At 71.9% G+C, this 26036-nt stretch carries 27 protein-coding genes and 1 pseudogene; 17 read left to right on the top strand and 11 right to left on the bottom strand.

Annotated features, from left to right (window positions below):
* Positions 1–163: 163 nt before the first annotated feature.
* Positions 164–643, top strand: coding sequence for a GNAT family N-acetyltransferase (locus tag GA0070609_RS15250; protein ID WP_088997749.1), 480 nt, complete (start codon positions 164–166; stop codon positions 641–643).
* Between the two features lie 58 nt (positions 644–701).
* Here the strand turns inward: GA0070609_RS15250 and GA0070609_RS33220 are convergent, their stop codons facing one another.
* Complete coding sequence (locus GA0070609_RS33220; protein WP_157748178.1) at positions 702–926, bottom strand: hypothetical protein; 225 nt, start codon at positions 924–926, stop codon at positions 702–704.
* 240 nt (positions 927–1166) lie between these two features.
* Between GA0070609_RS33220 and GA0070609_RS15245 the strand changes: the two genes are divergently transcribed.
* Together GA0070609_RS15245 and GA0070609_RS34340 are read left to right on the top strand one after the other, a co-directional pair.
* Positions 1167–2018: an ATP-grasp domain-containing protein gene (locus GA0070609_RS15245; protein ID WP_088994428.1), complete on the top strand. Its 852-nt coding sequence runs from the start codon at positions 1167–1169 to the stop codon at positions 2016–2018.
* A gap of 595 nt (positions 2019–2613) precedes the next feature.
* Complete coding sequence (locus GA0070609_RS34340; protein WP_231928785.1) at positions 2614–2799, top strand: hypothetical protein; 186 nt, start codon at positions 2614–2616, stop codon at positions 2797–2799.
* A gap of 242 nt (positions 2800–3041) precedes the next feature.
* Here GA0070609_RS34340 and GA0070609_RS15235 read toward each other — a convergent pair.
* The 3 genes and pseudogenes from GA0070609_RS15235 to GA0070609_RS15225 all read right to left on the bottom strand — a co-directional run bounded on the left by GA0070609_RS15235 (position 3042) and on the right by GA0070609_RS15225 (position 5774).
* Positions 3042–3820, bottom strand: a pseudogene (locus tag GA0070609_RS15235) (transposase family protein).
* Positions 3821–3888: 68 nt separating this feature from the next.
* Positions 3889–4485: a hypothetical protein gene (locus GA0070609_RS15230; RefSeq protein ID WP_157748177.1), complete on the bottom strand. Its 597-nt coding sequence runs from the start codon at positions 4483–4485 to the stop codon at positions 3889–3891.
* A 764-nt stretch (positions 4486–5249) separates the two neighbouring features.
* Positions 5250–5774: a hypothetical protein gene (locus GA0070609_RS15225; RefSeq protein WP_197700298.1), complete on the bottom strand. Its 525-nt coding sequence runs from the start codon at positions 5772–5774 to the stop codon at positions 5250–5252.
* Positions 5775–6035: 261 nt separating this feature from the next.
* Between GA0070609_RS15225 and GA0070609_RS15220 the strand changes: the two genes are divergently transcribed.
* A complete protein-coding gene (locus GA0070609_RS15220) occupies positions 6036–6602 on the top strand; it encodes an NUDIX hydrolase (RefSeq protein WP_088994425.1) in 567 nt (188 codons plus the stop codon).
* On the opposite strand, the gene GA0070609_RS15215 is transcribed toward GA0070609_RS15220, so the two are convergent.
* Positions 6603–8024 (bottom strand): helix-turn-helix domain-containing protein, encoded by a 1422-nt coding sequence (locus GA0070609_RS15215; protein WP_088994424.1) that lies wholly within the window; start codon positions 8022–8024, stop codon positions 6603–6605.
* 87 nt (positions 8025–8111) lie between these two features.
* Positions 8112–8357 (bottom strand): hypothetical protein, encoded by a 246-nt coding sequence (locus GA0070609_RS15210; RefSeq protein ID WP_088994423.1) that lies wholly within the window; start codon positions 8355–8357, stop codon positions 8112–8114.
* 268 nt (positions 8358–8625) lie between these two features.
* On the opposite strand from GA0070609_RS15210, the gene GA0070609_RS15200 reads away from it, so the two are divergent.
* Entirely contained in the window at positions 8626–8805 is a 180-nt protein-coding gene (locus GA0070609_RS15200; RefSeq protein ID WP_088994421.1) for a hypothetical protein, read from the top strand.
* Positions 8802–9092: a hypothetical protein gene (locus GA0070609_RS15195; protein ID WP_088994420.1), complete on the top strand. Its 291-nt coding sequence runs from the start codon at positions 8802–8804 to the stop codon at positions 9090–9092. Before GA0070609_RS15200 ends, GA0070609_RS15195 begins: the two co-directional genes overlap by 4 nt.
* Before the next feature lie 128 nt (positions 9093–9220).
* On the opposite strand, the gene GA0070609_RS15190 is transcribed toward GA0070609_RS15195, so the two are convergent.
* The 5 genes from GA0070609_RS15190 to GA0070609_RS15170 form a co-directional block, all read right to left on the bottom strand.
* Positions 9221–10147 (bottom strand): Gmad2 immunoglobulin-like domain-containing protein, encoded by a 927-nt coding sequence (locus GA0070609_RS15190; protein ID WP_088994419.1) that lies wholly within the window; start codon positions 10145–10147, stop codon positions 9221–9223.
* Entirely contained in the window at positions 10144–11586 is a 1443-nt protein-coding gene (locus GA0070609_RS15185; protein WP_088994418.1) for a sensor histidine kinase, read from the bottom strand. The genes GA0070609_RS15190 and GA0070609_RS15185 overlap by 4 nt, the downstream gene beginning before the upstream one ends.
* A gap of 14 nt (positions 11587–11600) precedes the next feature.
* On the bottom strand, positions 11601–12281 hold the full coding sequence (locus GA0070609_RS15180) for a response regulator transcription factor (protein WP_088997748.1): 681 nt from the start codon (positions 12279–12281) through the stop codon (positions 11601–11603).
* A gap of 97 nt (positions 12282–12378) precedes the next feature.
* The gene (locus GA0070609_RS15175) at positions 12379–12960 is read right to left on the bottom strand and encodes an AMIN-like domain-containing (lipo)protein (RefSeq protein ID WP_088994417.1); all 582 of its coding nucleotides are present in this window, start codon (positions 12958–12960) and stop codon (positions 12379–12381) included.
* 134 nt (positions 12961–13094) lie between these two features.
* Positions 13095–14369: an MFS transporter gene (locus GA0070609_RS15170; RefSeq protein ID WP_088994416.1), complete on the bottom strand. Its 1275-nt coding sequence runs from the start codon at positions 14367–14369 to the stop codon at positions 13095–13097.
* 98 nt (positions 14370–14467) lie between these two features.
* On the opposite strand from GA0070609_RS15170, the gene GA0070609_RS15165 reads away from it, so the two are divergent.
* From GA0070609_RS15165 to GA0070609_RS15115, 11 genes are all read left to right on the top strand, one after another.
* The gene (locus GA0070609_RS15165) at positions 14468–15433 is read left to right on the top strand and encodes an ArsR/SmtB family transcription factor (protein ID WP_088994415.1); all 966 of its coding nucleotides are present in this window, start codon (positions 14468–14470) and stop codon (positions 15431–15433) included.
* 20 nt (positions 15434–15453) lie between these two features.
* Positions 15454–15873: an NUDIX domain-containing protein gene (locus GA0070609_RS15160; RefSeq protein WP_088994414.1), complete on the top strand. Its 420-nt coding sequence runs from the start codon at positions 15454–15456 to the stop codon at positions 15871–15873.
* Positions 15874–15977: 104 nt separating this feature from the next.
* Complete coding sequence (locus GA0070609_RS15155) at positions 15978–17225, top strand: snapalysin family zinc-dependent metalloprotease (protein ID WP_408630648.1); 1248 nt, start codon at positions 15978–15980, stop codon at positions 17223–17225.
* Positions 17226–17365: 140 nt separating this feature from the next.
* A complete protein-coding gene (locus tag GA0070609_RS15150; RefSeq protein ID WP_088994412.1) occupies positions 17366–18019 on the top strand; it encodes a hypothetical protein in 654 nt (217 codons plus the stop codon).
* A gap of 203 nt (positions 18020–18222) precedes the next feature.
* A complete protein-coding gene (locus tag GA0070609_RS15145; protein ID WP_088997747.1) occupies positions 18223–19338 on the top strand; it encodes a LacI family DNA-binding transcriptional regulator in 1116 nt (371 codons plus the stop codon).
* Positions 19335–20270 (top strand): carbohydrate ABC transporter permease, encoded by a 936-nt coding sequence (locus tag GA0070609_RS15140; protein ID WP_231928783.1) that lies wholly within the window; start codon positions 19335–19337, stop codon positions 20268–20270. Before GA0070609_RS15145 ends, GA0070609_RS15140 begins: the two co-directional genes overlap by 4 nt.
* A 1-nt stretch (position 20271) precedes the next feature.
* The gene (locus GA0070609_RS15135) at positions 20272–21111 is read left to right on the top strand and encodes a carbohydrate ABC transporter permease (protein WP_197700297.1); all 840 of its coding nucleotides are present in this window, start codon (positions 20272–20274) and stop codon (positions 21109–21111) included.
* Between the two features lie 35 nt (positions 21112–21146).
* Complete coding sequence (locus GA0070609_RS15130) at positions 21147–22439, top strand: ABC transporter substrate-binding protein (RefSeq protein WP_088994411.1); 1293 nt, start codon at positions 21147–21149, stop codon at positions 22437–22439.
* Between the two features lie 2 nt (positions 22440–22441).
* Positions 22442–23608: an ADP-ribosylglycohydrolase family protein gene (locus GA0070609_RS15125; protein WP_088994410.1), complete on the top strand. Its 1167-nt coding sequence runs from the start codon at positions 22442–22444 to the stop codon at positions 23606–23608.
* The gene (locus GA0070609_RS15120; RefSeq protein ID WP_088994409.1) at positions 23605–25050 is read left to right on the top strand and encodes an ADP-ribosylglycohydrolase family protein; all 1446 of its coding nucleotides are present in this window, start codon (positions 23605–23607) and stop codon (positions 25048–25050) included. Before GA0070609_RS15125 ends, GA0070609_RS15120 begins: the two co-directional genes overlap by 4 nt.
* A complete protein-coding gene (locus GA0070609_RS15115; RefSeq protein ID WP_088994408.1) occupies positions 25047–25985 on the top strand; it encodes a ribokinase in 939 nt (312 codons plus the stop codon). The genes GA0070609_RS15120 and GA0070609_RS15115 overlap by 4 nt, the downstream gene beginning before the upstream one ends.
* The last annotated feature ends 51 nt before the right edge of the window (positions 25986–26036 follow it).

The raw sequence follows: 26036 nt of genomic DNA, 5'->3' as shown, positions 1-26036 counted from the left end.
TAGAGGACCGACATAGCAGTCCGCTTCTTCGTTTCCGGATCTGGCCGCTGTCCGCGCGCTAGTAGCGCCTAGCGCCGTGCGCCGTCATGAGCACATGCGGCCGACGTGAGGCTCGCGGACAACGGGGGCAGCCGTCCACCGATCGGTGTGGGACCATCACGCCGTGCCTGAGTTGATCGTACGGGACATGACGAGGAACGAGTTCGAGGAGTGGCGCGACGGTACCATCCGATCATTCGCTGATGAGCAGGTAGCAGCCGGTAATTGGTCCGCGGACGAGGCCCTCGAGTTGGCCACCAAGGCAAACGACGTCCTGTTGCCGGATGGCTTTGCGACTGCCGGAATGCTGTTCTTGAGGGCCGTGCTTCCCGACGGCACCTATGTTGGCGTGTCGTGGCTGGGCTTGACGCACCCGCGCGGTGCGCCCGACTGCGCGTTCATCTACGACATCGAGATCGATGAGGCGTACCGCGGAGCCGGCTACGGACGTGCGCTCCTGGCTGCTGCCGAGGACGCGGTGCGCTCCCGTGGCGTGGGTCGCCTGGAGCTCAACGTCTTCCGCGACAACGTCCGGGCGATCCGGCTGTATGAGACTTCCGGCTATCGCGTCGTGACACAACAGATGCGTAAATCGCTCAATTGACCAAGAGCCAGATCGTTTGTCGCCGCCGGTGCGCTGATCTGCCGCGAGGCGCGCCGCCTCACTGTGCGTAATGACTTCGCAGCCATTGCCGGACCACCGGCGTGGCGGCTGCGATCACCGCGTCGGCCAAGGGTTTAACATCGTCCTCGGCGACGTCTCCCAGACTCGCCACCTGCCGCATGTACGTGCGCGCGGCCTCCAACACCACTAGCGGAACATCGTGAAGATCATGGTCCGGGTGCTTCGCGTACTCGGGGTCCGGTGCCCAACCGTCTTCGGTCATGAACCGTACGTTAGGCGCTGGCCACACTGTCGGCATCGACCAACCGCGACGTAAGCGCCAGGGGCGCTGTCAAGCCGCCTGGCGGCGCCCAAGCCATGTGCACGCTCATGCCGCGGTGAGGTGGGGTTGCCGCCGGCGCACCGTTACCGTGGGTAGGCAGTGATGCCGGGCGCCAACGGCTGAGCAAGCCCGGGTGGATACTCGGATGCGTTGGTCGGCTGTTTAGCTGATCGTTGTTGCATGATGTTGTTGGTGCCCGCCGATGTGTTGCGTCCCCGCCGCCCGGACGAGCACTTCGCCGACGAGGCCGAAGCGGCCCGGCAGGCCGGGATCGGTGTCGCGGTGATCGATCACGACGCCTTTGTTCGCGGGCAGGCGGACGGGACGGCGGTCGGCAGGGTCCCCGAGGGTGCGGATGCGGTTTATCGGGGGTGGATGCTGCGGAGTGAGCAGTACGCAGCATTGGTGCGTGCCGTCGCGGGTCGCGGTGTGAGTCTGCGGACCAGCCCCGAGCAGTACCGGCGGGCACATGAGCTTCCTGGTTGGTACTCCGCGATTGAGGGCCACACTCCCGAGTCGGTGTGGACTTCCGGCGACGATCGCCGCGACTTCCTCCAAGCGTGCACGGCCCTCGGCGCCGGCCCGGCGGTGCTTCGTGACTACAGCAAGTCGATGAAGCATTATTGGCATAAGGCGTCATTCATCCCGGACGTGGCTGATCGCGACGCGGCATGGCGGGTGGCCAGCCGGTTTCGGCAGTTGCGTGGTGACGACTACGCCGGCGGCTTTGTGCTGCGCCGGTTCGAGTCGTTCGTCGGGGCGGAGGTGCGGACCTGGTGGGTCGAGGGTTCCTGCCGCCTGGTCACCGCGCACCCGGATACCCCGGAGCACCAGCCAGCCGCGGAGTTCGACCTGACGGCCGTGGAAGCTTCGGTGCGGGCCTTGGACCTGCCGTTCGTGACGGCGGATTTCGCACTGCGTGACGATGGTCGGTGGCGAATCGTCGAGATCGGCGACGGCCAGGTTAGCGACCGGCCACGCAGCACCCCGGCTGCCGAGCTGATCGCGGCTCTCAACATCGAGGACCGCTGACCACATAACGGTGCCACCGGCCGCTCGCCCACCGACCCGGCACTTAATGAGATCGCGTGCACGGCTTTGCCGCTGAGTGTGCGCGGATCTGCCGAATTGAGTATGTCCACCGTGGTCGACGCCCAACCGCAATCCGACTCCGCCGCCCGCGAGGCACTAGCCATCAGTTCGGGCGCATGCCGCTCGTCGCGGTCATGCGGAAGTTGCGTGTGCCCGAGAATTCGAGCCTCCCTCCAGTGAGGGAGATGAGTCCCCTCAGGGTGGGAGGCGTCATGGCGCCCGAGTCGACGATGTTGATGGTGTGAGAGTTCAGGGCAGCCCTCGTTGGGCGTACGGCACGTTCGCGTGGCTGATCTTCTTCGTCGCGTCCCACGTGGTAGCGGTGTTCCTCCCCGGTGACGATCCGACCGGCGACGGACCTTGGGGCCTAAGGGCATACGTGATCTTCAACATCACTCTCATCCTCATGTCGGCCGTCGGGGCAGCTGTCGTTGTAGCCACCGTCCGGCCATGGGGACGACGCGTCCCTCGATGGATACTGCTCACGCCACTGTGGTTTGGCAGCACGCTACTCGTCGTCCGAGGGGTTCCCGGGATGGTCGAAAACCTGCTGATGGCTACAGGCATCCGCCGAGGCGGCTTTGTGGGGGCGCAAGACATCTCCACGGCTGAGCTCTGGGCCGGCATTGGGGTCAACAGCTATTTCTTTATAGGCGCGGTGCTGCTAGCCGTAACGACGGTTTCCTACTTCCGCCGATCACGAGAAGACGGTTACGACTGATTGCCACACCTCCCCAGCCAGGTCATCCTCAACTGCCGCGATGCGCGCGCCACGAGGGGCTGCGCTGATCGGTGCCCGGACATGCCGAGTTGAGTGCGCCGACCGTGTCCCGTGGCCTTATTTACGGGACATCTGCCCGCGATCACGCCGCTGTCACCTACAGATGTGCCCGGCTGCTCGACCGTGTGTTTAAGGGACGTCTCGCAACTCCGTGAAGGCGTTGCCTGTGACCGGGTTGGTGCTCAGCGAGCAAGGGTAATGTTGTGCAGGTGAGCGATGCCGGAAGCGGTGTCGGCCAGTGTGTTGGCGGCTCGCCGGTAGTCGCGCAGGATCTTCCAGCACTTCATCCTGGCCAGGGCGTGTTCGACCTGAGCGCGGACGGTGCGGTGCTGGGCATTCAGGTCCTCCTTCCAGTCCGGAAGCGGACCGCCGTCGCGGTTCTTGCGGTACGGGATGATCACCTCGGGGTTGCCACGGTAGCCGCCGTCGGCCATGATCGGCCGTCCTGCCAGCTTCTGGTCGATCCCGCTGGTGCGGTAGACGATCGTGTCGTTGCGGTTGCCGGGCTGCGGGTCGCTGACGGCGATGACCAGGCGGGTGTTCGCGTCGATAGCGACCTGCAGGTTGGTCGAGTAGCGGTAGTTCTTGCTCGGCGCCGCGAGGCGGTGGTCTCGGGTGGGGATGAGCGTGCCGTCGACGATGGCGATCTGGTCGACCGGGCGCCGGCGCACAGGCGCCATGGCCAGCAGTGGTCCGAGGGTGTCGATGACCCGGTGCGCGGCCGAGTGCGAGACCCCGAACAGTGGGCCGATCTGACGCATGGTCAGGTTGGTTCGCCAGTACGCGGCTACAAGCAGCACCCGATCCGGTAGGTCGAGGGCCACTGCCGCCCCGGCCGGCCGTCGGCGATCGTGTCCCCGCCACGCTCGGCGACCAGGCGGACCAGCCTGCGGAACTGGGCCGGCTGCAGTCCTGTGAACGGAAAGATCCACTCGGAGCGCGCTGTGGACATCACCTGCACCCAGGCATCCTCGACGATCGTCCTCATCAGACGGGCGCAGGGTTGCGAAACCTCTCATAGCGGCACCGCTAGAGGTCGAGCCGGATCTCTCGGATCGCCTGCTGAATTCCAACGTTTCCGTCGGATGCTTCCAACCGCGCGAGCTCTCGCTGGAACTCTGGTGCCTTGGGCTCGAGGACGCCCAGGAGTTCCAACGCACCGATCCTGGCGCCCCAATGTGATGAACGCAGCCAGGGGTAGTAGGCCGCCCGGCCGGCGTGGATGATCGCCCAGGTGCGGGTTTCGACCTCGGACAGCTCCGTGTCATCGGGGCGCAGGGGCTCGGGGTGGAATGGGCCGTCGCCGATACAGCTCAGCAGGATGCTGAGCGCTTCGGCGGCTACCTCGGGCCGTTCGGAGCGGCATAGTTCGATCAGGAACGGGGCGGCCGGTTCGACGGTGCGGAAGTACAGACCCGAGTGGCCGTGGATCAGGGCGCCCTTCAGTGCCTCGCCCCACTCGTGTACCGCCCGGCCTTCCGCCCTTGCCAGGCCGCGGATCAGGTCGGGAATCTCGCACGCGTCGCGTTCGGCGTCTCTGCGATTGCGCGGTCGAAACTTCGCCCAGTCGACCGAGTCCAGCCCCGCCAAGGGTTCAGGACGGGAGCCACGCGGCGAAGCGGTCATCGGCTCAGAGTACTGAGACTACTTGGGGACCCTTGGCGTGGCACGAGCGCCTGGACGGATCTTCTCAGTGGTTGACCCAGGGATCCGTCGGAATCCGAGTTACGAGACATCCCTTAGTCTGCGCGCCTCGTCGGTGCACTCGACGACACGGCCTCCGAAAGCAGTCCCTATCACGGAGGCCGACGAGAAGGCTGTACAGGGATGTCTTTACACCGAGCCTGAGCGATTACCAACCTAGTGATCGGCTGCCGGGTCTATCACTTCGGCTCTCGGAATTGCGCATAAATCGGCCCCAGCATTCGATCGTCGCTCGCGAATCTCTGCCGCGCCGCGTCAGTCAGAGGTAGTTGGCTGGCAAGTAACCGGCGCAGGGTGTCGTGGAGGCCAACGATGCTTCGTTCTATGAGCCTGAAGTCGGTGTACGCGGCCTTACCGCGGTGCGAGAGGTTACTTCGGACCCGGTACTATCGTAAACCACGGACTTCACCGATCGACGCCCTACTCGCGGATGAATCAGGACGGCACGGTGACTCACCAGATGACGACCCTGCCCAGTGCCGTCCGTAACATGATTCATCACCCAGAGAACCCACACAACACTCTGTCCGACGACAACCTTCAAGAGAGCGTCGAGGCCCTTCTAAGAATCGCCAAGCTTCTCCCAAGTCCGATTCCCGGCCTAACCTAGGCTAATGGACAGCCTTTCGACCGTGGTCCCTCGATCAGGATACTGATTTGCCGCCGACCGTGCGTCACGTGGACGACTAAGCCGTTGTGGCTCGGGCACCGGCGGTGCGCTGCTGGTTTGCTGCGGTGTGCCGGACGACCTGGATAACGGCGATCGTGGTGGTCACGAGTGCCACGGATGCGGCGACCAGTAGCAGGGTGGTCTCGGCCAGGACAGTGCGCATGTACTCGGCCCCGTTCGCGGTGGCGTACAGGTACTGCACGGCTGCGATCAGGTTGAGGGGTACGGCGACGATGGCGCTCATCCACCACCACGCCACTGGCTCTGTGGGTGCGACCGGTGGTCCGGTGCGCCGGGCCAGGATGACCCAGTTGGCGACGCCGGCCCATGCGGTAAGCAGCGTGAGAAACAGCAGACAAGACATCGCTGCGGACAGCTCGCGAAGCGGCACGACGGTGTCGAGCATGTCCACCGTGCCGGACCCGTCGTGGGTCACTACGCCGATCCGGTGCTCGTACGCTGCGAGGACGACGATGGTGTGGAAGACGTCAACGACCGTGAGGGCGACAAGGGCGGTCACGGCGGTGCGGGCACCGGGCATCTGGCGACGGTAGCTGAAGGGGAAACATCGCTTGAGCGCTGATCCTTAGTTCAGGGTCGCCTCGTAGAGTCCACGCTCGCGTGCACGGATCTGCCGTTGGCCGCGCGCCTCACAGACCGTCGAGTCCCGTCGTAGGTCGGTAGCAGGTGCAGTGGCAGGCACGCTGTATACGCATCCCGGGCGGGGGGTTCAGTGCCGCTTCGGTTTGAAAGGTCGTGATGAGGCGTGGCACTGCCTCGGCGTTGGTCCGATACTGGCCCGGTGGCGGAGGAGCAGGTTACTGAGTCGACGCGGTGGACGATCCATCGTGAGCGGGTGGTGGACGGCAGCCGGCGGGCCCGGTTGAGCATCGCCGATGTGGAACTGCCGGACGGGGTCCGCTTCGAGCAGTACGTGATCCGGGCGCCCCGGTCGGCCATGGTGGCCGTGCTTGACGATCAGGAGCGCCTGTTGCTGATGCGACGGCACCGGTTCGTGTTCGATCGGTGGGTGTGGGAGCTGCCGGGCGGCTACGTCGATGGCGAGGAGCAGCCGGCGAAGTGTGCGGTCCGGGAGGTTGAGGAGGAGACCGGTTGGCGTCCGGGTGCAGTCGTGCCGTTGCTGTCGTTCCAGCCGTGGGTGGCGACCGCGGACGCGGAGAATCTGTTGTTCCTTGCCCGGAAAGCGGAGTACATCGGTGCTCCGGTGGATGTCAACGAGGCCGAGCGGGTGGCCTGGATCCCGCTGGAGGAGGCGCGACGTCTGGTCTCCAGGGGAGAGATCGTGGGCGCCGGCACGGTGATCGCGGTGTTGGAACTGGTCGCACGCAAGGCCCGGGGCGAGCTGTAGTCAGCGGCGTCGACCGAGGGCCGCGTCAACGCGCGTGATGAAGTGTCGTACTGCGGGTCGGTGGCGGTGTGCGGTGAGGTGTGTTTGCAAATCGCGTAGGTAGCGGACGGCTCGGGCTGACCGTAGCTGTGTGGTCAGGGTGAGGGCCTGCGCGCCGATGGCGCTGGCCCGATCGGCCTCGCCGCGGCGAGCGTGGATCGTGGCGAGAAGGGCGAGGTTGAACGCTTTGCCGCGTACGTATCGTTCGTCCATGCGCAGGGAGCGGACAGCAAACCGCTCGGCCTGTTGGTGTTGGCCGAGGGCGTGGAAGCAGTGGCCGAACTTGGCTGACAGGTACGCCTCATCGAAGTAGCCGAGCCACTGTGGGTCGCTGCTGCGGTCGGCCCTGTCGAGGGCTTGTTCTGCCCGGTGCAGTGCGGTGGCGCAGGCGCGTTCGTCGCGAGCGGCGGCGTGGGCGTGGGCTTCCATGACCAGTGCCTCGGCGGTCAGCACGGTGAGTCCGGCGCGCTGTGCCGTCTGTCGGGCGGCGCGGGCGAGGTCGACGCCGGCGGCGGTGTGGCCCAGGTAGGTGACTTGGTGGCTCATCGCCGCGAGGATTTCGGCACCCAGGCCGGCATCGTCGGCAGCTCGGGCCAGATCGAGAGCGTGAGTGAGGTAGCGCTGGGCGCGGCCATGTTCGGCCATGTCGTACGCCTGCCAGCCGGCGAGCTGCGTCAGCTCGGCGACGGCTGCCAATAGCCTGCTGCCGGTCGCCGGCTCGTAGCGGCCCTCGGTCACCAGCGGAGTGACCTCGTGGTGGAGATATCGGACGACGTTGTCGCGGGCGTGGCCGCCGCCGTACTGGTTGTCAAGCCGCCGGTAGGTGGCGGTCACCTCGCGGATCGTGTCAATGTCGGGTTGACCGACCGTCCGGCGTCCCTCCTGTGCTACGGGTTGCGGAGTGGCGGCGGTGAACCAGCGTAGGGCCGGCAGCGTGTACCCGGCCGAGCCGAACGCGGCCTGACGAAGCATGTCTCGACGGTTCACGTCGCCTTTCCATAGCTGCGCGGCGGCTCGGACGTCATCATGCCAGGACCGGTTGGCCGGCACGTCACTCTGCCCGCCAGGCGGACGGCTGGCCATGACTGGGCGATATGCCTGTCGGCGCGGTGCTAGGCCTAGGGTCATCCGGGCCTCGTCAGGCATGCCGCACCCGTCGGCGATGCGCTCCAGCACGTCGATGGAGGTGACCTTCCGGCCGGCGATGATTCGACTGATGTAGCCCTGCTCCAGCCCGACAGCTGCCCCGATGCGGGTCTGGCTCGCGCCGGTGTGCCGGGCGAGCAGCCGGAACACAGCACCGATGTCGCGGGTACCGAGTGCGGTGCGCATGTTCTCGTGCGACCAGAGGTCGTCGGGGATCCGAAGATGATCGAGCAGCACAGCGGCTCCCGGCGTCGTCACGTGATTACCCATGGTGCTCAGCCTGGAGCCTAGGGGCGGGGTCCGGGCAGGTCGAGCCCGCCCATGTCACCGTGACATGACCAGCCGACATGGCCGCCAGGCCCCGGCCGGCGCGATGGTCTCCGCATGCTCTTCGATGCCGAGAATTTGCCACTCGGGCCGCCCGAGCTCCGTCGGCACCGGCTGCTCCGAGGCCTGGTCCGAGCGCTGTCGCGGTGGCTGCGGCGGCAGCCCGAGCCGCCACCGCGGGGAATCGGGCAGCGACATCAGGACGCCGAGCAGGCAGTGGCGCGGCAACGGCTTCTCGACCATGCGAAGCAGCTACGCGCCGGGTCCGGGCCCGGGAGTTTGCGATGAGCGGATTCGCGAACGAGCCTCCTGGCCGGCTCACACCCGGTGGCTGGCGCGTCTCGTACGACGAATACCTCTCGGCCACCGCGCTGACCCTCGCGCGGCGGCATCGTCCGGTGTGGTCCTGGCGGAAGTGGCGGCGTGTCTGCCGGTGCGGAGCCGACCTTCCCTGCCGTCGGCGGCATCGTCTTCCGATCAATCGTGGCCACTGGCCGCAGGAGGGTGAGCGGTGAGCGCCGGGCAGGAGCGCATGGTCCTCGCGGTGCACGTCCGCGGACTCGACGGCATGTGCGTCGGCTGTCGGGCGTGGTGGTCGCAACTGGTGCCGTACCCGTACTGGCAGGTCGACTGGGCGACCAGCTGGCAGGCCCGGACGACCACCACCCGGTTTCTGGGCGGTGTCGGGTGACCACACATGGCCCGGTCATGCCGATCTGGAACTGTGGCGGCTGCGACCTGCCCTGGCCCTGCCCGACCCGCAAGCGGGAGCTACGGGCGGAGTACGCCGGCGCCCCGGTGTCGCTGGCCCTCTACCTCGGTTCCTACCTCGTTCAAGCCGCCGAGGACATGCCCTGGACGCCGGCCGGCGCGCTGCACCGCCGCTTCGTCGGATGGATAAGACAGACGGCGCGGCCAGCGCAAGCAGTGCAGCGACGAAGTAAATCAGCCGCGCCCGATCGGTATGAACGCCAGTAGACCGGGTGACCGCGGCCGACATGCGCTCACCGCCGCCAGATCCTGGGTTCGCCGGTTTGAATCCAGCCCGACACGACGCCTTTCCATGGTCAACCGTGGGGCACCACCCGGACTCCGCGTCCCTGCTGTCAGCGGCCGGTGGCGGCGAGCGTCACCGGCACGGCGACCAGCTTGGTGCGGCTTCCGTCGGCGGGGGAGACCTCGTACACCTCCACGGTGCCGCGTTGTTCCCGGGTCAGCCGGTAGCGGACGCCGACCCGGTAGTCACCGCGGCAGCCGGTGCCGCAGGTGGCGGTGGTGAAGGTGGTGGCGAGTTCCCGGCCGGCGGCGTCGAGGATCCGGACGTTGACGGTCGCCTCGAACACGTCGGCGGTGCCGGTGACGGTGACCGGGGAGGTGACCCGCTGGCCGACGACGGGGCTGGTCACCACGATCGGTGGGAGCAGGTCGGCGTAGTCGGCGCGGTTGACCGGGTCGCCGGTGCCGAACCGGACCCGCCGCACGGTGGGGAACTGGGTGAGGGTGTAGACGACCTGGGCCTCGCGCAGTCGTCGGGAGGTTGCCGACGCGGCCGGCAGCGGCGGGAGGGTGGCGACGCCGTCGGCGATCCGGGTGACCTCGACGCCGGCCGGCAGCAGGGTGGTCATGCCGGTGGCGGCCTCCGCCGTGGTCGGCCCGGCGGCGAGTTCGGTCAGCGCCAGCCGGGAGGTGGCCGGGGTGGCTGGCCGGGTGCGGCGGGTCGGGGTGATCCGCCCGTCGCGGACGTACCACAGCTCGATGGTCAGGTTCTGCGGGCGGGGAGTGGCGCCGGTGCTCGGGGGTGCGGTGCTGGTCGCCGGCGGGGCCGGCGGCGGGCCGGTGCCCGCCGGGGTGGGTGGCGGTGTCGGGCCGGTGGGCGCGGTGGCGACTGGCGACGCCGCGGTGGGCGCCGGGCCGAGCGAGCCGCCGCGCGGGTCGGCGCAGCCGGCGGCCAGGAGCAGGACGACCGCCAGCGCGGCGCCGCTGCGGGCCAGCGGGGCGCGGCCGGCCGGGTGCCGGGTCGGGGGGCGGGTCATCGGGCACCCCCGGGCTGCGGTGCCGGCCGGGTGCCGGCGTCGGCGGGGTCGCGGGGCGGCGCCGGGTCGGTGGCGGGCAGTTCCAGCCGGAACCGGGTGCCGCGGCCGGGTTCACTGTGTACGGACAGCCGCCCGCCGAGCAGGCGGGCGTTCTCCCGGGCGATGGCCAGGCCGAGGCCGCTGCCCCGGCCGGAGCGGGCCGGGTCGACCTTGTAGAAGCGGTCGAAGAGCCGGGGCAGATGCTCGGCGGGGATGCCCGGCCCCCGGTCGGTGACCTCGAAGACGACCATCGGCCCGGCCGGCCGGACGGCGGCGCGGATGTCGCCGTCGCCGTGCTCGACCGCGTTGGCGATCAGGTTGGCCAGCACCCGTTCCAGCCGTCGCGGGTCGGTGCGCAGCTCGACCGGTTCGGCGTCGACGGTGACCCGGTCCCGCCAGCCGCGGGCGGCGACGATGGCGTCGAGCAGGGCGGGTGGGTCGACCGGCCGGATGGCGACCGGCTCCTGGCCGGCGTCCAGCCGGGAGATCTCCATCAGGTCCTCCACCAGCCGGCGCAGCCGGACCACGTCGGTGACCAGCAGTTCGGCCGCGCGCCGGGCGTCGCCCGGGAGCTGGTCCAGGTGGTCGCGCAGCAGCGAGGCCGCGGCCACCAGGGCGGTGACCGGGGTACGCAGTTCGTGCGCGACGTCGGCGGTGAACCGCCGCTCCCGGGCCTGGGCGCGGGACAGCGCCTCGATCTTCGACTCCAGCGCCTCGGCCATCTCGTTGAACGAGGCGGCCCAGGCGCTGAACTCGTCGCGGCCGCGTACCGGCAGCCGGGTGGCGAGCAGCCCCTCGGTGATCGCTCGGGCGGCGCGGCTGGCCCGGCCCACCGGTTCCAGGGTGCGGCGGGCCAGGCCGTGCCCCACCCCGGCGGCGAGCAGCACCACCAGCACCCAGCCGGCCAGCAGCGCGGTGCGGAGCTGGTCGAGGTCGGCGACGACCGCGTCCTCGACGGTGACCACGTACAGCTCGGCGGTGGAGCCGGGGATCCGGCCGCCGACCACCAGCAGCCGGGGGCGGGCGTCGGGCGCGGAGCGTTCGTAGCCGAGTTGGCCGGCCGCGACGGTGGCCCGCAGCTGCCCGCCGAGCGTCGGCGCGTACGCCGGGTTGGACGGCTGCGCCTCGCCGGTCACCAGCACCACGTGCCGGCCGCTGCTCTCGAAGCTGGTCAGCAGGTCGGCGCGGCGCTGGTCGGTCAGCGGCAGGAACTGCCCGGCGAGCACCAGTTGGTAGCGGGCGTCGGCGGCGGCCTGGTGCAGCGACCCGTCGAGGCGGGCCTGCCGCAGCAGCAGGTAGGAGCCGCTCGCGAGCACGCCGGCGGAGACCCCGGCGACCAGTACGAACGCGATCATCAGGCGGCGCCGCAGGCGGCCCGGTGCGACGGCGTCGCGAGCCATCGCTGCCTCCTCCCTCACGCCGTGGACAGCTTGTAGCCGGCGCCGCGCACGGTGCGGACCAGCCGGGGGTGGGCCGGGTCGTCCTCGACCTTGGCCCGCAGCCGCTGCACCGCCACGTCGACCAGTCGGCTGTCGCCGAGGTAGCTGTGGTTCCACACCCGCTCCAGCAGCAGCTCCCGGGTGAAGACCTGCCCGGGTCGGCGGGCCAGCTCCAGCAGTAGCCGGAACTCGGTGGCGGTCAGCGGCAGGTCCCGGCCGTCCTTGCGGGCGACGAAGCTGGCCGGGTCGATCTCCAGCCCGCCGACGGTGAACACCTCGGGCGCGGCCGGCGCGGTGGCCCGGCGCAGCACCGAGCGGACCCGGGCCACCAGCTCCGGCAGGTCGAACGGCTTGCGCAGGTAGTCGTCGGCGCCGGACTCCAGGCCGACCACCACGTCGATGGTGTCGGTGCGGGCGGTCAGCATCAGGACGGGCACCTGGCTGGTGCGCCGGATCTCCCGGCACACCTCGAAGCCGTCCAGGCCGGGGAGCATGACGTCGAGCACGATCAGGTCGACCGGCCGGGCCCGCCACGCCGCGAGTGCCTCCCGGCCGTCGACGGCGGTGCTGACCCGGAAACCGGCACGGCGCAGCCCCAGGGCGGTGACCTCCCGGATGGAGGCGTCGTCCTCGACCACCAGCACGTGGCCCTCCATCATCCGAGACTAGTCCCGCCGTGAGGCGGCGCCGACCTGCCACAACGGACGGTGTGGAGGGCCCGGGCGGCGCCGGGCCCTCCACCGTGCGGCTCGCTCACTGCTGCCACTGGTGGGCGACGTCGAGCACGATCCGGCTGTGCGTGCCGGGGCCGCTGAGCACGAACACCCGGAACGGCAGCCGGGCCCGCACGCCGACGGCGAATGTGGTGTAGCCCTCGAAGCTGCCCCCGAAGACCACGTCCCGCAGGGTCCGGTAGCGCAGCACGTTCGCCGCGTGCTCGCCGACCCGGTACGGCACGGTGGCCAGGTGCTCGTCGTCGTACGCCGGGGCCTGCAGGGAGACCCGCAGCAGCTCGTCCCCGGCGGTGTACGGCGACAGCGGCAGCCCCTCGCCCTCGGTCCAGGTCTCGCCGTAGGTGACCGTGTAGCCGGTCACCGCACCGTCGAACTCGAACACCACCCGGTCGTAGCAGTCGTGCCGGCCGGTGCGTACCTCGACCAGCGGGGCGGTGCTCAGCGTGCCGGCCGACTTCGCCCCGCTGCCCCAGGTGATCCCGCAGTACGGCGACCCGGTCGCCGCCGCGGTGGTGGTGGTCGCCGCGGTGCCGGTGCCCGCGCCGGCGACCAGGCCGGCAAGCACGACCACCAGCGCCGTGAGCGCGCTCCTGATCCTCATCGTCTTCCCCCTCGGGTCGTTCCCGTTCGGGCCACCTCGTCGGCCTCGTCGCCGGTGGCCTCGGCGTCCACCGTCGGTCGGGTCCGCCACAGCGACTTCGCCGTGGCGTAACGCCGGGGTAACAGGTGCCGGGGTCAGGCGTTCGGGTCGGACTCCGGCGGCCGGCGCAGCGTGCGCAGCGGCGAGCAGTAGACCGGCAGCCAGGTCAGGCCGTTGGCGACGGCGCCGACGATCAGCGAGGTGCGCACGTCGGCGTACTGGCCGAGCAGGCCGGCGACGACCGCGCCGACGGTGAGCGCCCCGGTGAGCAGGAAGCGGAAGGTCGCGTTCATCCGCCCGAGCAGCCGGTCCGGGGTGCTGCCCTGGCGCAGGCTCACCCCGATGACGTTGCCCACCCCGGTCCGCCAGGCCAGGGCCAGCCACCCGACGCCGGCCAGCCACAGCATCGCCCCGCCGTCGATCAGCGGGACCAGCCCGCCGAGCGGGGCGACGAGCAGGCCGGGCAGCCACAGCGCGCGGCCGTGGCCGATCCGCTCGGCCAGCGGTCGGGCGGTGAGCGCACCGAGCAGCGCGCCGACCCCGCCCGCGCCGAGGAACAGGCCGAGGGCGGCGGCACCCAGGCCCAGCTCGCGGAGGAACACCACCGGGAGCATCGTGGTGGTCAGCTGCATGGTCAGGTTGATGCCCGCGGTCGAGACGGCGAGCGGGCGCAGCAGCGGGTTGCCGAGCACGTGCCGGACGCCCGCGCCGAGCTGCCGGCCGAAGCCGCCGGCCGGCTGCCGGGAGGGTGCGCGGGGCGGGCCAGCCGGGATCCGTCGCAGGATCACCGCGGAGAGCGCGAAGGCGACCGCGTCCACCACGATCGCGACCGGGGCGGTGAGCGCCTGCACGGCCAGCCCGCCGAGCCCTCGGCCGGCGATCTGCAGGGTCGCGCTGGTGCCCATCAGCAGCGAGTTCGCCGCGACCAGGCGCTCCCGGCCGACCAGCTCCGGCAGGTAGCTCTGCGCGGCGACGTCGGCGAAGACCGTGCCGACGCCGGTCAGCAGCACCACCAGGTAGAGCTGTTCGATGCTCAGCCAGCCGGCCCACCAGGCCAGCGGCACGGAACCCACCAGCGCGGCCCGGGCCAGGTCCGCGCTGACCAGCACGGTGCGCCGGGGCAACCGGTCGACCCAGACGCCGGCCGGCAGGCCGATCAGCAGGAACGCGGCGGTGCTCAGGGCGCCGAGCAGCCCAACCTGGCCGGGGGTGGCCGCCAGCAGCGAGACGGCGAGCACGGGTACGGCCAACTGGCCGACGTGGAAGCCGAGGTCGTGGACGAGCGCGGCGGCGTAGAGCAGCCGGAACGGGCGGGGCCAGCGGCCGGTCCGGTGCTGGCCGGCGGGCGGTACGGGAGGAGCGGTGAGCATGCCGACCACCGTGCCGGCGGCTCGCGCCGCGGGGCGATAGATTTGGTCCTCGCCAAATCCACGGGGCCGCCGGCTCCGCCCTGCCGACGGAGGCGCCGATGATGCTGGTCGGGTTGGGCGCGCGTGACCTGGCGACCACCCGGTTCGCGGTGTCGCCGCTGTGGGAGGTGGTGGCCAGCGTCCGGGTCATCCGGCAACCGCACCGGTTCCCGGAGCACCTGCCGTGGGCCGAGCGGGCCCGGCCGCGACTGGCCGGGGTGGACTGGCGGCTCCTCGCCGACCTGGTGCCGGTGCTGTCCGGGGTGGTGCCGAGCTTCCTCTGCCCGCCCCCGTCGATCTCCCAGCCGACGCTCGACGTGGAGCTGGCCACCCTCGCCGCCACCCCGGCCGAGGCCGTCCGGGCCGAGCTGGGCGCCGGGCCGCGATCGGCGCGGCTGGCGGAGCTGTCCGACGACCCGCCCGCCGGGCTGGCCCGGCTGGCCGAGGTGGTGCGGGCGTACGCGGACGCGGCGATCGGGCCGTACTGGCCGCGGATGCGCACGCTGCTGGAGCGGGAGGTGCTGCTCGGCGCGCGGCGGATGGCCGGCGACGGGGTGGCCGGCCTGCTCAACCACCTCGACCCGTACGTCCGGCTGGAGGGCGACACCCTGCACGTCGACCACCTGGTGGTCTCCGGCGCGGTGCGGCTCGACGGGCGGGGGCTGCTGCTGGTGCCGTCGGTCTTCTGCGGTCCCCGGGTCTGGTCCAACTTCGGTTCGCCGGGCCAGCCGGTGCTGCGCTACCCGGCCCGCGCGGTCGCCACGCTCTGGGAGCGGGACGCGGGTCCGCACGGTCGCGGGCTGGCCCGGGTGCTCGGCCGGACCCGGGCCGCGCTGCTGCACGAGTTGGCGGTGCCGACCTCGACCACGGAACTGGCCGACCGGTGCGGGTTGACCCCGGGTACGGTGTCGGCACACCTCGGTGCGCTGCGCGCGGCGGGTCTGGTGGGTGCCCACCGCGCCGGCCGGTTCGTGCTCTACGCCCGGACGACCGCGGCGGAGGCGCTGGTCGCCGCCGCACCGTGACCTCGGACGGGAGGACGACGATGACCGGGCGTACGCCGCAGGTCTCCTGCGTGTTCGTCTGTTACGACGGCGCGGGCCGGCTGCTGCTGGCCCGGCGCGCGTCCGGGGCGCGCGACGAGCCGGGCACCTGGGACACCGGCGCGGGCGCGCTGGAGTTCGGCGAGACGTTCGAGGCGGCGGTCGGCCGGGAGGTCGCCGAGGAGTATTCGACGACACCGTTGGCGGTCAGCCTGCTCGGGGTGCGTAACGTGCTGCGGGCCGACCCGCCGTCGCACTGGGTGGCGGTGGTCTTCGCGGTCCGGGTCGACCCGGCGACGGTGGCGATCGGCGAGCCGCACAAGTTCGACCGGCTGGGCTGGTTCACCCGAGACGCGCTGCCCGCGCCGCTGCACTCGCAGCTGCCGGCGACCCTGGCGATGCTGCCCGATCCGCTGCCCTGACCGGGTCGGCCGGGCCGCCCGGGCCGGGGGTCGCACGCCGCTCGGTATGACGGTTCCGCTATGGCGGACATCGACGGCAGTCCATCTAACATTCACGTACATCGATGTTCGGCGGTCCTGCCGCCGTGAACACAGGGGAGTGCGTGATGTTCCGACGACAACTGCTGCGCGCCGCGGGCGCCCTGCTGACGGCCGTGCTGGCCGCGGCCGGGGTCCAGGTGGCCAGCGGCACGACCGCGTCCGCCGCGGCCCGCACCGTCTACTACGACGCGAGCCGGGCCGGTGAGTTCCGCACCAACTTCGACCAGGCCGCGCAGATCTGGAACAGCCGGGTCAGCAACGTCCAGCTGGTGCCCCGTACGCCCGGCAACGTCACCATCTACGTGGACAGCGGCTGGCCCCGGGCGCAGGTCACCGGCCTGGGCTCGGGCCGGATCTGGATGGGCTGGACGGCGGTCAACCAGGGCTACGACCGCACCCGCATCGCCAGCCACGAGCTGGGCCACATCCTCGGCCTGCCGGACCGGCGTACCGGCCTCTGCTCCGACCTGATGTCCGGCAGCAGCGCCCCGGTCTCCTGCCGCAACGCCTACCCCAGCTCTGCCGAGGCCAGCCGGGTCAACCAGCTCTTCGCCGGCGGCCTGGCCGCGTCGACGGCCACCGTCGCCGGGACGTACACCTGGACCGACGGCGCGGACGCCGAGGGTGACGTGGCGCCGCTGGTAGTCGGCGGCCGGCCGGCCACCGAGAACTACCCGTGGATGGTCTACGTCTCCGGCTGCACCGGCACCCTGATCAAGGCCAACTGGGCGGTCACCGCCCGGCACTGCTCGACGCCCTCCTCGGTGCGGGTGGGCAGCGTCAACCGCTCCAGCGGCGGGACGGTGGTCCGGGTGACCCGGGCGGTCAACCACCCGACGATCGACGTCAAGCTGCTGCAACTGGCCAGCTCGGTCAGCTACGCGCCGGCACCCATCCCGACCACCTCGGGGGCGGTCGGCACGGCGACCCGGATCATCGGCTGGGGCCAGACCTGCCCGACCCGCGGCTGCGGCGGCGCCCCGACGGTGGCGAACGAGCTGGACACCTCGATCGTGTCGGACAGCCGTTGCATCGGCATCAACGGCCCGTACGAGATCTGCACGAACAACACCAACGGCAACTCCGGCGCCTGCTACGGCGACTCGGGCGGCCCGCAGGTGCGCCGGATCAACGGGGTGTGGAACCTGATCGGCGCCACCAGCCGGTCCGGCAACAACAACTCGGTCTGCGCCACCGGCCCCTCGATCTACGGCGACCTGCCGTCCATCCGGTCCTGGATCAACACCCAGGTCGGCGGCCTGCCGGTCTGATCGCTCCGCCCGCCACGGGGGACGCCGCCCGGCGGCGTCCCCCGTGACCGCGCACGCCGGCGGGCGGCTGTGGGGCGTCACTCGACGGACACGCGGAGTGCGGTACGGTGCTCACATATCGACCCCTTCCGAGGTGAACCATGCCCGCCGTCGCCGCGCTCGCCCTGACCCTCGCCCTGGCCCCCGCGCCGACGCCCGCACCCTCGTCGTCGAGTTCCGGCGGGTTGGTCGGTGGGCTGCTCGGCGGCGTCGGTGACGTCGTCGACGGCCTGCTGGGCGGCGGTGACGGCGGCACCACACCGCCGCCGAGCGGCTCGCCCGCCCCGGGCGGCTCCGCCCCCTCGGTGCCGACGCCCGCGCCGGCCGTCCCGTCGTCGTCGGCCTCCGCCCCGGCGCCCGGGGTGCCGGGCGTGCCGGTGCCCGGGCGGGCCGGCCATGGGCCGGGTGGCCGGGAGGGCGTGCTGCCCGGGCCGGCCGGGGGCAGCGCCACGGTCGACGATCCGGCGCCGTTGGCGGGCCCCGCTGCGCCGGCCGACGGCGACCGGCTCCAGTGGATGGTGCTCGGCATGGCGATCGGTGCCCTGGCGGTGCCGGTGGTGCTGCTGCTGCGTCGCGGTCGACCCCGGGTCGCCCCCGCCGCGGCCGCCGCGCCGGCCGCGCCGACCGGTGGACCGGAGCCTGAGCCCGGGTCGGTCGACGACAACGTGACCCGGCTGCCCACCAATTTGAACGCCATCTACGAGTTGGGCCGGCTCGACGAGCGGCTCGCCCAGGAGCGCAAGCGGGGCTCCTGAGTCCAGGCGCCGATCCGGCACCGGCCGTCCGAGCACTCGCTGACCCGGGTTGGCACCGGCGCGGCATCCGTCCCGGTGACCGGCACCCGCACTGAGACCGGCGACCGCGTTGGAAACGTTTTCGTAACGAGCCCTTGACCTTGGCACGTAGGGCGGCGCAGACTCCCGGAAACGTTTACAGCAATCAGGTGGAGGTGCCGGGCGTGGGTCGTAAACGTTTACAGGAGTCGACCGACGGCCGGCCCACCGTCCACACGGTCGCCGCCCGCGCCGGCGTCTCCATCGCCTCCGCCTCGCGGGTACTCAACGGCATTGGCGGCAGCCCGGAGACCATCCGCAAGGTGCGCGCCGCGGCCGCCGAGGTCGGCTACGTGCCCAACGCCATCGCCCGCTCCCTGCAGTCCCAGCGCACCGGCCTGCTGGCGCTCGCCGTCGAGGACATCGGCAACCCGGTGTACGTGGCGATGATGCGGGCCATCGAGGCGGTGGTCGCCGCGTCCGGGCGGCAACTGCTGGTGCACGCCACCGGCGGGCGGATCGACAACGAGACCGCGCTGCTGCGGCGGCTGGCCAACCGCTACGTCGACGGCATGATCCTCTCGCCGATCCGGGTCACCGACGACCATCTCGCGGCCCTGGTGGACAGCCCGGTGCCGGTGGTGGTGATCGGCCAGCTCGGCGCCGACGCGCCGGTGGACAACGTGCGTACCGACTCGCGGCGGGGCGTCGCGCTGGCGGTGGAGCACCTGGTCGCCACCGGCCGCCGCCGGATCGGCTTCGTCAACGGCCCGCTGGACACCGTCCCGGGCGCCGCCCGCGACGCGGGCTTCCGGGCCGCCCTGACCGAGCACGGCATCGACCTCGACGAGCGCCTGGTCGAGGTCGGCGACTTCCAGTACGCGGCCGGCCGCGCCGCCGCCGAGCGGCTGCTCGCCCGGGCCCGCCCGGACGCGCTGATCTGCGCCAACGACCTGATCGCGGTCGGCGCGCTGCACGCGCTGCTGGCCGCCGGGCACCGGGTGCCCGAGGACGTGGCAGTGGTCGGCATGGACGACACGGAGCTGGCCCAGATGATGTTTCCGCAGCTGTCCAGCGTCTCGCTCGGCTCGGCCGAACGCGGTCGCCGGGCCGCCGAACTGCTGCTCTCCCGGATCGCCGACCCGGCGCTGCCGCCCCGCCGCGAGCAGGTGCCGCCCAGCCTCGCGGTCCGCGCCTCCAGCCGGGCCGCCGTGCCGGGCCCACGGGCCGCCGGTGCGGCGGTGCCGGCGGGCAGTGAGCGAGCCAGTGCCGCGGTAGCGAACGAGGAGGTGAACCGGTGACCACGTTGGCCGAGCGGCCGCACGTCGACCGGGCCGGAAAGCCCGGTCGGGGCGGCCGGTCCCGCTCCGACCGCACCATGATCTACCTGCTGCTGCTCCCGTCGCTGCTGCCGATCCTGGTGCTGTCGGTCTTCCCCCTGCTGCGCGGCATGTACCTGGGCTTCACCGACGCCCGGGCCGGGCGCAACGTCGAGGTCAGCTTCACCGGGCTGGCGAACTACCGCGAGTTGCTCGGCGACGAGCTGTTCTGGAACTCGTTCAAGATCGGTCTGCTCTGGGCGTTCGGGGTGACCGTGCTGCAGTTCCTGCTCGCCCTCGGCCTGGCGCTGCTGCTGAACCAGCAGTTGCGCTTCCGGGGCGTGGCCCGGGTGCTGGCCGTGGTGCCGTGGGCGATGCCCCCGGTCGTGGTCGGCATCCTGTGGAAGCTGGTCTACCACCCGGACGCCGGCCTGCTGAACGAGTTCTTCCACCGGGTCGGCGCGGACGGCCTGCGCACCAACTGGCTCGGCGACTTCAGCACCGCGCTGCCCGCCGTGATCCTGGTCGGCGTCTGGGCGGGCATGCCGCAGACCACCGTGGTGCTGCTGGCCGGCCTGCAGGGGGTGGCCCGCGAGCTGCACGAGGCGGCGGCGGTGGACGGGGCCAGCGCCTGGCACCGGTTCCGGCACGTCACGCTGCCCGCGCTGACCCCGGTGATCGTGGCGATCACCTCGCTGGATTTCATCTGGAACTTCAACTCGTTCGGGCTGGTCTACGTGCTCACCGCGGGCGGGCCGGGCGGCAAGACGATGCTGCCGATGCTCTTCGCGTACGAGGAGGCGTTCCGCTACGGCAACTACGGCTACGCCGCCGCGCTCGGCAACGTGATGGTCGTGATCATCGTGGCGCTGCTCGCCGTCTACCTGCGTCGCCGGCTGAGGGAGGCGAACTGACGTGATCGGAAAGTCGAGCCGTACCGGGCGGACGTTGCAGTACCTGGCGCTGGCCGGTTACCTGATCTTCCTCGGGTTCCCGCTGGTCTGGCTGGTCTCGACGGCGTTCAAGCCGCCCCGGGAACTGGTGCAGCTGCACCCGACGCTGATCCCGAACAACCCGACGGTGCAGAACTTCGTGCAGGCCTTCACCGAGCAGGAGCTGGGTCGGGCGGCGCTGAACAGCCTCCAGGTCTCGCTGGCCTCGTCGGTGCTCACCGTGCTGGTCGCGCTGCCCGCCTCGTACGCCCTGGCCCGGTTCCGCTCCAAGCTCGGCACCGTGGCCCTGGGCTGGGTGCTGCTCTCCCAGCTCTTCCCGTTCGTGCTGCTGATCATCCCGATCTTCCTGGTGCTGCGGCAGGTCGGGCTGGCCAACACGCACGCCGGGCTGGTGCTGATCTACGTGGTGTGGGCGCTGCCGTTCGCGCTCTGGATGCTGCAGGGATTCGTCCGCAACATCCCGCGCGAGCTGGAGGAGGCGGCCAGCGTGGACGGGGCCAGCCGGCTGCAGGTGTTGCGCCGGGTGGTCTTCCCGCTGCTCGCCCCCGGCGTGGTGGCCACCGCGCTGTTCTCGTTCATCTCGGCCTGGAACGAGTTCTTCTTCGCTCTGGTGCTGGTCAAGACGCCCGAGCTGGCGACCCTGCCGGTGGCGCTGGCCCGGTTCGTCGGCATCGAGGGCACCGCCCGTCTGGGTCCGCTGGCGGCCGGTTCGCTGCTGGCCACCCTGCCCAGCCTGATCTTCTTCGCGTTCATGCAACGCCGGCTCTCGTCCGGGTCGCTCGCCGGCGCGGTCAAGGGCTGACACACCCCCATCCACCACCGAGGAGGTATTCCCCCATGCTCCGTAGCAGATTCCGTCGACTCGCCGCGGCCGCCGCGGTCGCGGTCGTCGGCGTCGGCGCGCTCGCCGCGTGCGGCGACGGCGGCGACGACGAGACCACATCCGGCCCGGTCAAGCTGCGCTTCCTCAGCCTGGCCTGGCAGAAGGAGTCGCTGCAGGCCAACAAGGACCTGGTCGCCAAGTGGAACGCCGAGCACCCGGACATCCAGGTCGAGTACGTCCAGGGTGACTGGAACTCCGTCCACGACCAGCTGGTCACCTCGTTCGAGGGCGGCGACGCGCCGGACATCGTGCACTACGAGGCGTCGGCGATCGGTGAGTTCAGCAAGCAGGGCTACCTGACCGACCTGTCCGGCCTGATCTCCGACGACCTGAAGGGCCAGATCGACCAGGGCGTCTGGGACACCGTCACCTACGACGGCAAGGTCACCGGCGTGCCGTTCCTGCTGGAGTCGCAGGTCGTCATCGCCAACAAGAAGCTGCTCGACGCCGCCGGCGTCGCGGTGCCGCCGGCCGACGGCGGCTGGAGCTGGGACGAGTTCCAGGCCAACGCGCAGAAGCTCACCAAGCCCGGCCAGTACGGCGTGGCGTGGGCGCTGAAGTCGCCGACCAACCGGGTGCTGAACCTGGCGCTCAACTTCGACGGGAAGTTCTTCTACACCGACGGTGGCAAGACCGAGGTCAAGGTCGGCGACGCGGAGAAGGAGGTCCCGAAGCGGATCCACGACATGATCTACACGACCAAGTCGGCCTCCCCGGAGGCGCTCGGGATGAGCGGCGCGGACACCCTGCCCGGCTTCTTCGGCGGCAAGTACGCGATGCTGCCCGGCTCGGTGTCGCTGCGTCAGCAGATGGTCGAGCAGGCGCCGGCCGGCTTCGAGTGGGTGACCCTGCCACCAGTCAAGGGGCTGTCCAGCAAGCAGGCCGCGAACCCGCAGACGCTGTCCATCGCCGAGGACTCGAAGGCCAAGAAGCAGGCCGCGCAGTTCCTGGATTACTTCCTCAACCCGGCCAACATGGCCGCGCTGGCCAAGGGTGACTGGCTGGTGCCCACCGGCAAGCAGGCCAACGAGGAGCTGGTCAAGCTGACCGGCGGCAAGCAGGGCTGGGACGTCGCCGCGGACAGCGCGGCCGACCTGACCGTCGCGCCGTTCCAGATGGCCGACGGGTACCCGGAGTGGAAGACCAAGTACGCCACCCCGGCCCTGCAGCAGTACTTCGCCAACAAGATCACCCTGGACCAGCTCGGCACGCAGCTGGTCGACGGGGGCAAGCAGGTTCTGAGGTAACGATGGCACTCTTGCTCGACAAGTCGGTCGGATGTCTGGTCGGCGCCGCCGTGGGCGATGCCCTCGGCGGGGCCACCGAAACGGCACTACCGGAGCAGATCCGGGCCCGCTTCGGCGGCTGGGTGGAGGGCATCGTGCCCCCGTACCACGCCGACTGGGCCACCGCGCGGCCACTCGCGCCGTACCACAAGGGCGACGGGCACATCACCGACGACACGTTGATGACCCACGCGCTGGTGCGGGCGTACGCGGCCAAGCGGGACCACCTCGACGCGTACGACGTGGTGGAGCTGCTCGTCCCCGACCTGATCGAGCGGGTGGTGTACATCCCGGACCTGGAGCGCGAGGGGGTGACCTTCCACCGGCTCGCGGCCGCCGAGCGGTGGTTGGTCACCCGCCTGCACCACGCGCACGCCGATCCGCGCGAGGCGGGCGTCGGCAACATCGTCAACTGCGGCGCGGCCATGTACATGGCCCCGGTCGGGATCGTCAACGCGGGCGACCCGGCCGGGGCGTACGCCGAGGCGGTGGAGATCGCCGGGGCGCACCAGCACAGCTACGGGCGGGAGGCCGCGGCGGTCTTCGCCGCCGCGGTCGCCGCCGCCGCGGCCCCCGGCGCGGGCGTCGAGGACGTGGTCGCCGCGGCCCTGGACCTGGCCCGCGACGGCACCCGGTCGGCGATCGACGCGGTCGTCAAGGAGGCCCGGGGCCACCACGACTGGAAGGCCGCGATCCCCGCGCTGCGGGCCGCGGTGGCGCCCTACGACACGGTGGGGGAGGAGTACCGCAGCCCGGGGCTCGGCGCCCGCCGGCCCAGCCGGCTGCACGCCATCGAGGAACTTCCGGTGGCCATCGGCATGCTGGTGGTGGCCGGCGGCGAGTTCCGCCCGGCGGTGCTCGGTGCGGTGAACTACGGCCGGGACGCCGACTCCACCGCCACCATGGCCGGCGCGATCGCCGGCGCGCTGGGCGGCGCGGCGGCGGTGCCGGCGGAGTGGTCCGACGCGGTCGGCACCGCCTCCCGGACCGACCTGGTGGAGCCGGCCCGCGTCCTCGCGGCGGTGGCCACCGAGGTCTTCGAGCGCGACCGGGCCCGGTTCACCCAGCGGGCGGAGCGGTTCGCCGGCCTGACCGGCGAGGTGGCGCGGGGTGGGGAGCCGACCCGGTGAGGATCACCTGGGTGCAGCCGGAGGACCTGCTGCCGCACGAACTGGCGGCCAGCCGGGACGAGGGCCGCGACGTCGGCCCGCTCGCCGAGCGGTGGGCGGCGGCCGGCGGGGACCTCACCCCGCCGGTCAGCGGGGCCTCGCCGGCCCCGGCGTCACCGGCGCTGCGGGCGCTCGCCGTCGAGCTGCTGGACGCCGCCGACGCGCTGCCCGCCCCGGCCGCCGCCGGCGAGCCGGACGACCTGGCGGCCCTGCGCGCGACCTGGCCGGCGACCTGGTCGCTGCCGACCACCGTGGCGTACGACCGGCTGCACGGCGCCTGGTTGGGCCGGGCGGCGGGCTGCCTGCTCGGCAAGCCGGTGGAGAAGATCCCTCGCCACGGGATCCGGGAGATCCTCGTCGCCACCGGCCGGTGGCCACTGCGCGACTGGTTCACCGCGCGCGGGCTGCCCGCCGAGGTGGCCGCCCGCTGGCCGTGGAACCGGCGCAGCGCGCCGACCAGCCTGGCCGAGAACATCGACGGCATGCCCGAGGACGACGACCTGAACTTCGCGCTGCTGGCGCTGCGCGTGCTGGAGACCCACGGGCGGGACTTCACCAGCGCCGACGTGGCGCAGGCGTGGCTGGACTGGCTGCCCGGGGGGCGGGTCTTCACCGCCGAGCGGGTCGCCTACCGCAACCTGCTGCTCGGGCTGGCGCCGCCGGCGACCGCGCGGCGGCACAACCCGTTCCGGGAGTGGATCGGCGCGCAGATCCGCACCGACGTCTACGGCTGGGTCAACCCGGGCCGCCCCGACCGGGCCGCCGAGCTGGCCTGGCGCGACGCCACGGTCAGCCACGTCCGCGCCGGTGCGTACGGGGCGGTCTGGGTGGCGGCGATGGCGGCCGCCGCGACCGTCGCCACCGGCGTGGACGAGGTGCTCGACGCCGGCGAGGCGGTGCTGCCGCCGGCCAGCCGGTTCGCCGCCACCGTGCGCGAGGCACGGGCGCTGGGGGCGTCCACCGACGACTGGGAGACGGTGCTGGACGAGTTGTACGCCCGGCACGGCCACCTGCACTGGGTGCACGTCCGCAACAACGCCGCGCTGGTCGCGGCGGCGCTGGCGTACGGGCGGGGGGACCTGGAACGGTCCATCTGCGCGGTGGTCAGCGGGGGCTGGGACACCGACTCGACCGGCGCCACTGTCGGCGCGGTCACCGGTGCGCTCGCCGGAGCGTCCGGGCTGCCGGAGCGCTGGGTTGCCCCGCTGCGCAACCGGCTGGCCAGCAGCATCGCCGGCTTCGACGGGATCGGCTTCGACGAGCTGGCCACCCGGACCGCCGCGCTCGCCGAACCGCCCCCGGCCGCGCCCGCCGATCCGCATCCGGCCGCTGGCCCGGGTTCGGGCGTCGGTCCGGGTTCGGGCGTCGGCTCGGCTTCGGAGGCAGCGGGAGGTGTGCGATGACCGCCGAGGTGGTCGTGGTGGGCAGCACCAATCTCGACCTGGTGGTGACCGCGCCGCAGCTGCCCCGCCCCGGCGAGACGGTGCTCGGCGAGAACTTCCGCACCGTGCCCGGCGGCAAGGGCGCCAACCAGGCGGTCGCCGCCGCCCGGGCCGGCGCGGCCTGCGGCTTCGTCGGCGCGGTCGGCGACGACGAGTTCGGCGCGCAGCTGCGGGCGAGCCTGGTGGCGGCGGGCGTGGACGTGCGCGGCCTGCGCACCGTCCCCGGCCCGTCCGGGGTCGCGCTGATCGCGGTCGACCGGGACGCGGAGAACTTCATCGTGGTCGCCCCCGGCGCCAACGGCGAACTGACCGACCTGGGCGTCGACGACCGGGCCGCCATCGCCGCCGCCGACGTGCTGCTGCTGCAGCTGGAGGTGCCGCTGCCGACCGTGGTCGCGGCCGCCGGGCTGGCCCGCGCCGAGGGCACCACCGTGGTGCTCAACGCCGCGCCGGCCGCGCCGCTGCCGGCGGAGCTGCTCGACCTGGTCGACGTGCTGGTGGTCAACGAGCACGAGGCGGCGGTCGTCGCCGGGGTCTTCGCCGACGAGCCGCCGGTGCTGGTGGACGCCCTGCTGGAGCTGGTGCCGCGGGTGGTGCTGACCCTCGGCGCGCGGGGCGCCGCGTACGCCGACCGGAGTGGCCTGCGGCTGGAGATCCCGGCGCCGCGGATCGACGCGGTGGACACCACCGCCGCCGGTGACGCGTTCACCGGGGCGCTGGCCGTCGGCTGGGCCGAACGCGGCGGCGCGGTCGACGCCGACGCGGTCACCGCGATCCTGCGCTGGGCGTGCGCCGCCGGGGCCGCCTGCGCCCAGCGCCCCGGCGCGTCGACCGCGCTGCCCGAGCGGGCCGCCATCGAAGCTCTGTACGCCGCGACATACCGGGGGACGCCGTGAGCGCGAGGAGTGAGCCGGTGTTGCGAGCCCCGCAGTCGCGAACCGAGGTGA

The sequence above is a fragment of the Micromonospora echinaurantiaca genome (assembly GCF_900090235.1).
GTDB lineage: Bacteria > Actinomycetota > Actinomycetes > Mycobacteriales > Micromonosporaceae > Micromonospora > Micromonospora echinaurantiaca.
This window is presented reverse-complemented; position numbering and strand designations above follow the sequence as displayed.

Bases quoted from the DNA above. Each gene is read 5' to 3' on its own strand.
- GA0070609_RS33220 (WP_157748178.1), bottom strand. From the start codon at position 926: ATGACCGAAGACGGTTGGGCACCGGACCCCGAGTACGCGAAGCACCCG.
- GA0070609_RS15245 (WP_088994428.1), top strand. From the start codon at position 1,167: ATGATGTTGTTGGTGCCCGCCGATGTGTTGCGTCCCCGCCGCCCGGAC.
- GA0070609_RS34340 (WP_231928785.1), top strand. From the start codon at position 2,614: ATGGTCGAAAACCTGCTGATGGCTACAGGCATCCGCCGAGGCGGCTTT.
- GA0070609_RS15230 (WP_157748177.1), bottom strand. From the start codon at position 4,485: ATGACCGCTTCGCCGCGTGGCTCCCGTCCTGAACCCTTGGCGGGGCTG.
- GA0070609_RS15225 (WP_197700298.1), bottom strand. From the start codon at position 5,774: ATGCCCGGTGCCCGCACCGCCGTGACCGCCCTTGTCGCCCTCACGGTC.
- GA0070609_RS15210 (WP_088994423.1), bottom strand. From the start codon at position 8,357: ATGGTCGAGAAGCCGTTGCCGCGCCACTGCCTGCTCGGCGTCCTGATG.
- GA0070609_RS15190 (WP_088994419.1), bottom strand. From the start codon at position 10,147: ATGACCCGCCCCCCGACCCGGCACCCGGCCGGCCGCGCCCCGCTGGCC.
- GA0070609_RS15185 (WP_088994418.1), bottom strand. From the start codon at position 11,586: ATGGCTCGCGACGCCGTCGCACCGGGCCGCCTGCGGCGCCGCCTGATG.
- GA0070609_RS15180 (WP_088997748.1), bottom strand. From the start codon at position 12,281: ATGGAGGGCCACGTGCTGGTGGTCGAGGACGACGCCTCCATCCGGGAG.
- GA0070609_RS15175 (WP_088994417.1), bottom strand. From the start codon at position 12,960: ATGAGGATCAGGAGCGCGCTCACGGCGCTGGTGGTCGTGCTTGCCGGC.
- GA0070609_RS15170 (WP_088994416.1), bottom strand. From the start codon at position 14,369: ATGCTCACCGCTCCTCCCGTACCGCCCGCCGGCCAGCACCGGACCGGC.
- GA0070609_RS15165 (WP_088994415.1), top strand. From the start codon at position 14,468: ATGATGCTGGTCGGGTTGGGCGCGCGTGACCTGGCGACCACCCGGTTC.
- GA0070609_RS15160 (WP_088994414.1), top strand. From the start codon at position 15,454: ATGACCGGGCGTACGCCGCAGGTCTCCTGCGTGTTCGTCTGTTACGAC.
- GA0070609_RS15155 (WP_408630648.1), top strand. From the start codon at position 15,978: ATGTTCGGCGGTCCTGCCGCCGTGAACACAGGGGAGTGCGTGATGTTC.
- GA0070609_RS15150 (WP_088994412.1), top strand. From the start codon at position 17,366: ATGCCCGCCGTCGCCGCGCTCGCCCTGACCCTCGCCCTGGCCCCCGCG.
- GA0070609_RS15130 (WP_088994411.1), top strand. From the start codon at position 21,147: ATGCTCCGTAGCAGATTCCGTCGACTCGCCGCGGCCGCCGCGGTCGCG.
- GA0070609_RS15125 (WP_088994410.1), top strand. From the start codon at position 22,442: ATGGCACTCTTGCTCGACAAGTCGGTCGGATGTCTGGTCGGCGCCGCC.
- GA0070609_RS15115 (WP_088994408.1), top strand. From the start codon at position 25,047: ATGACCGCCGAGGTGGTCGTGGTGGGCAGCACCAATCTCGACCTGGTG.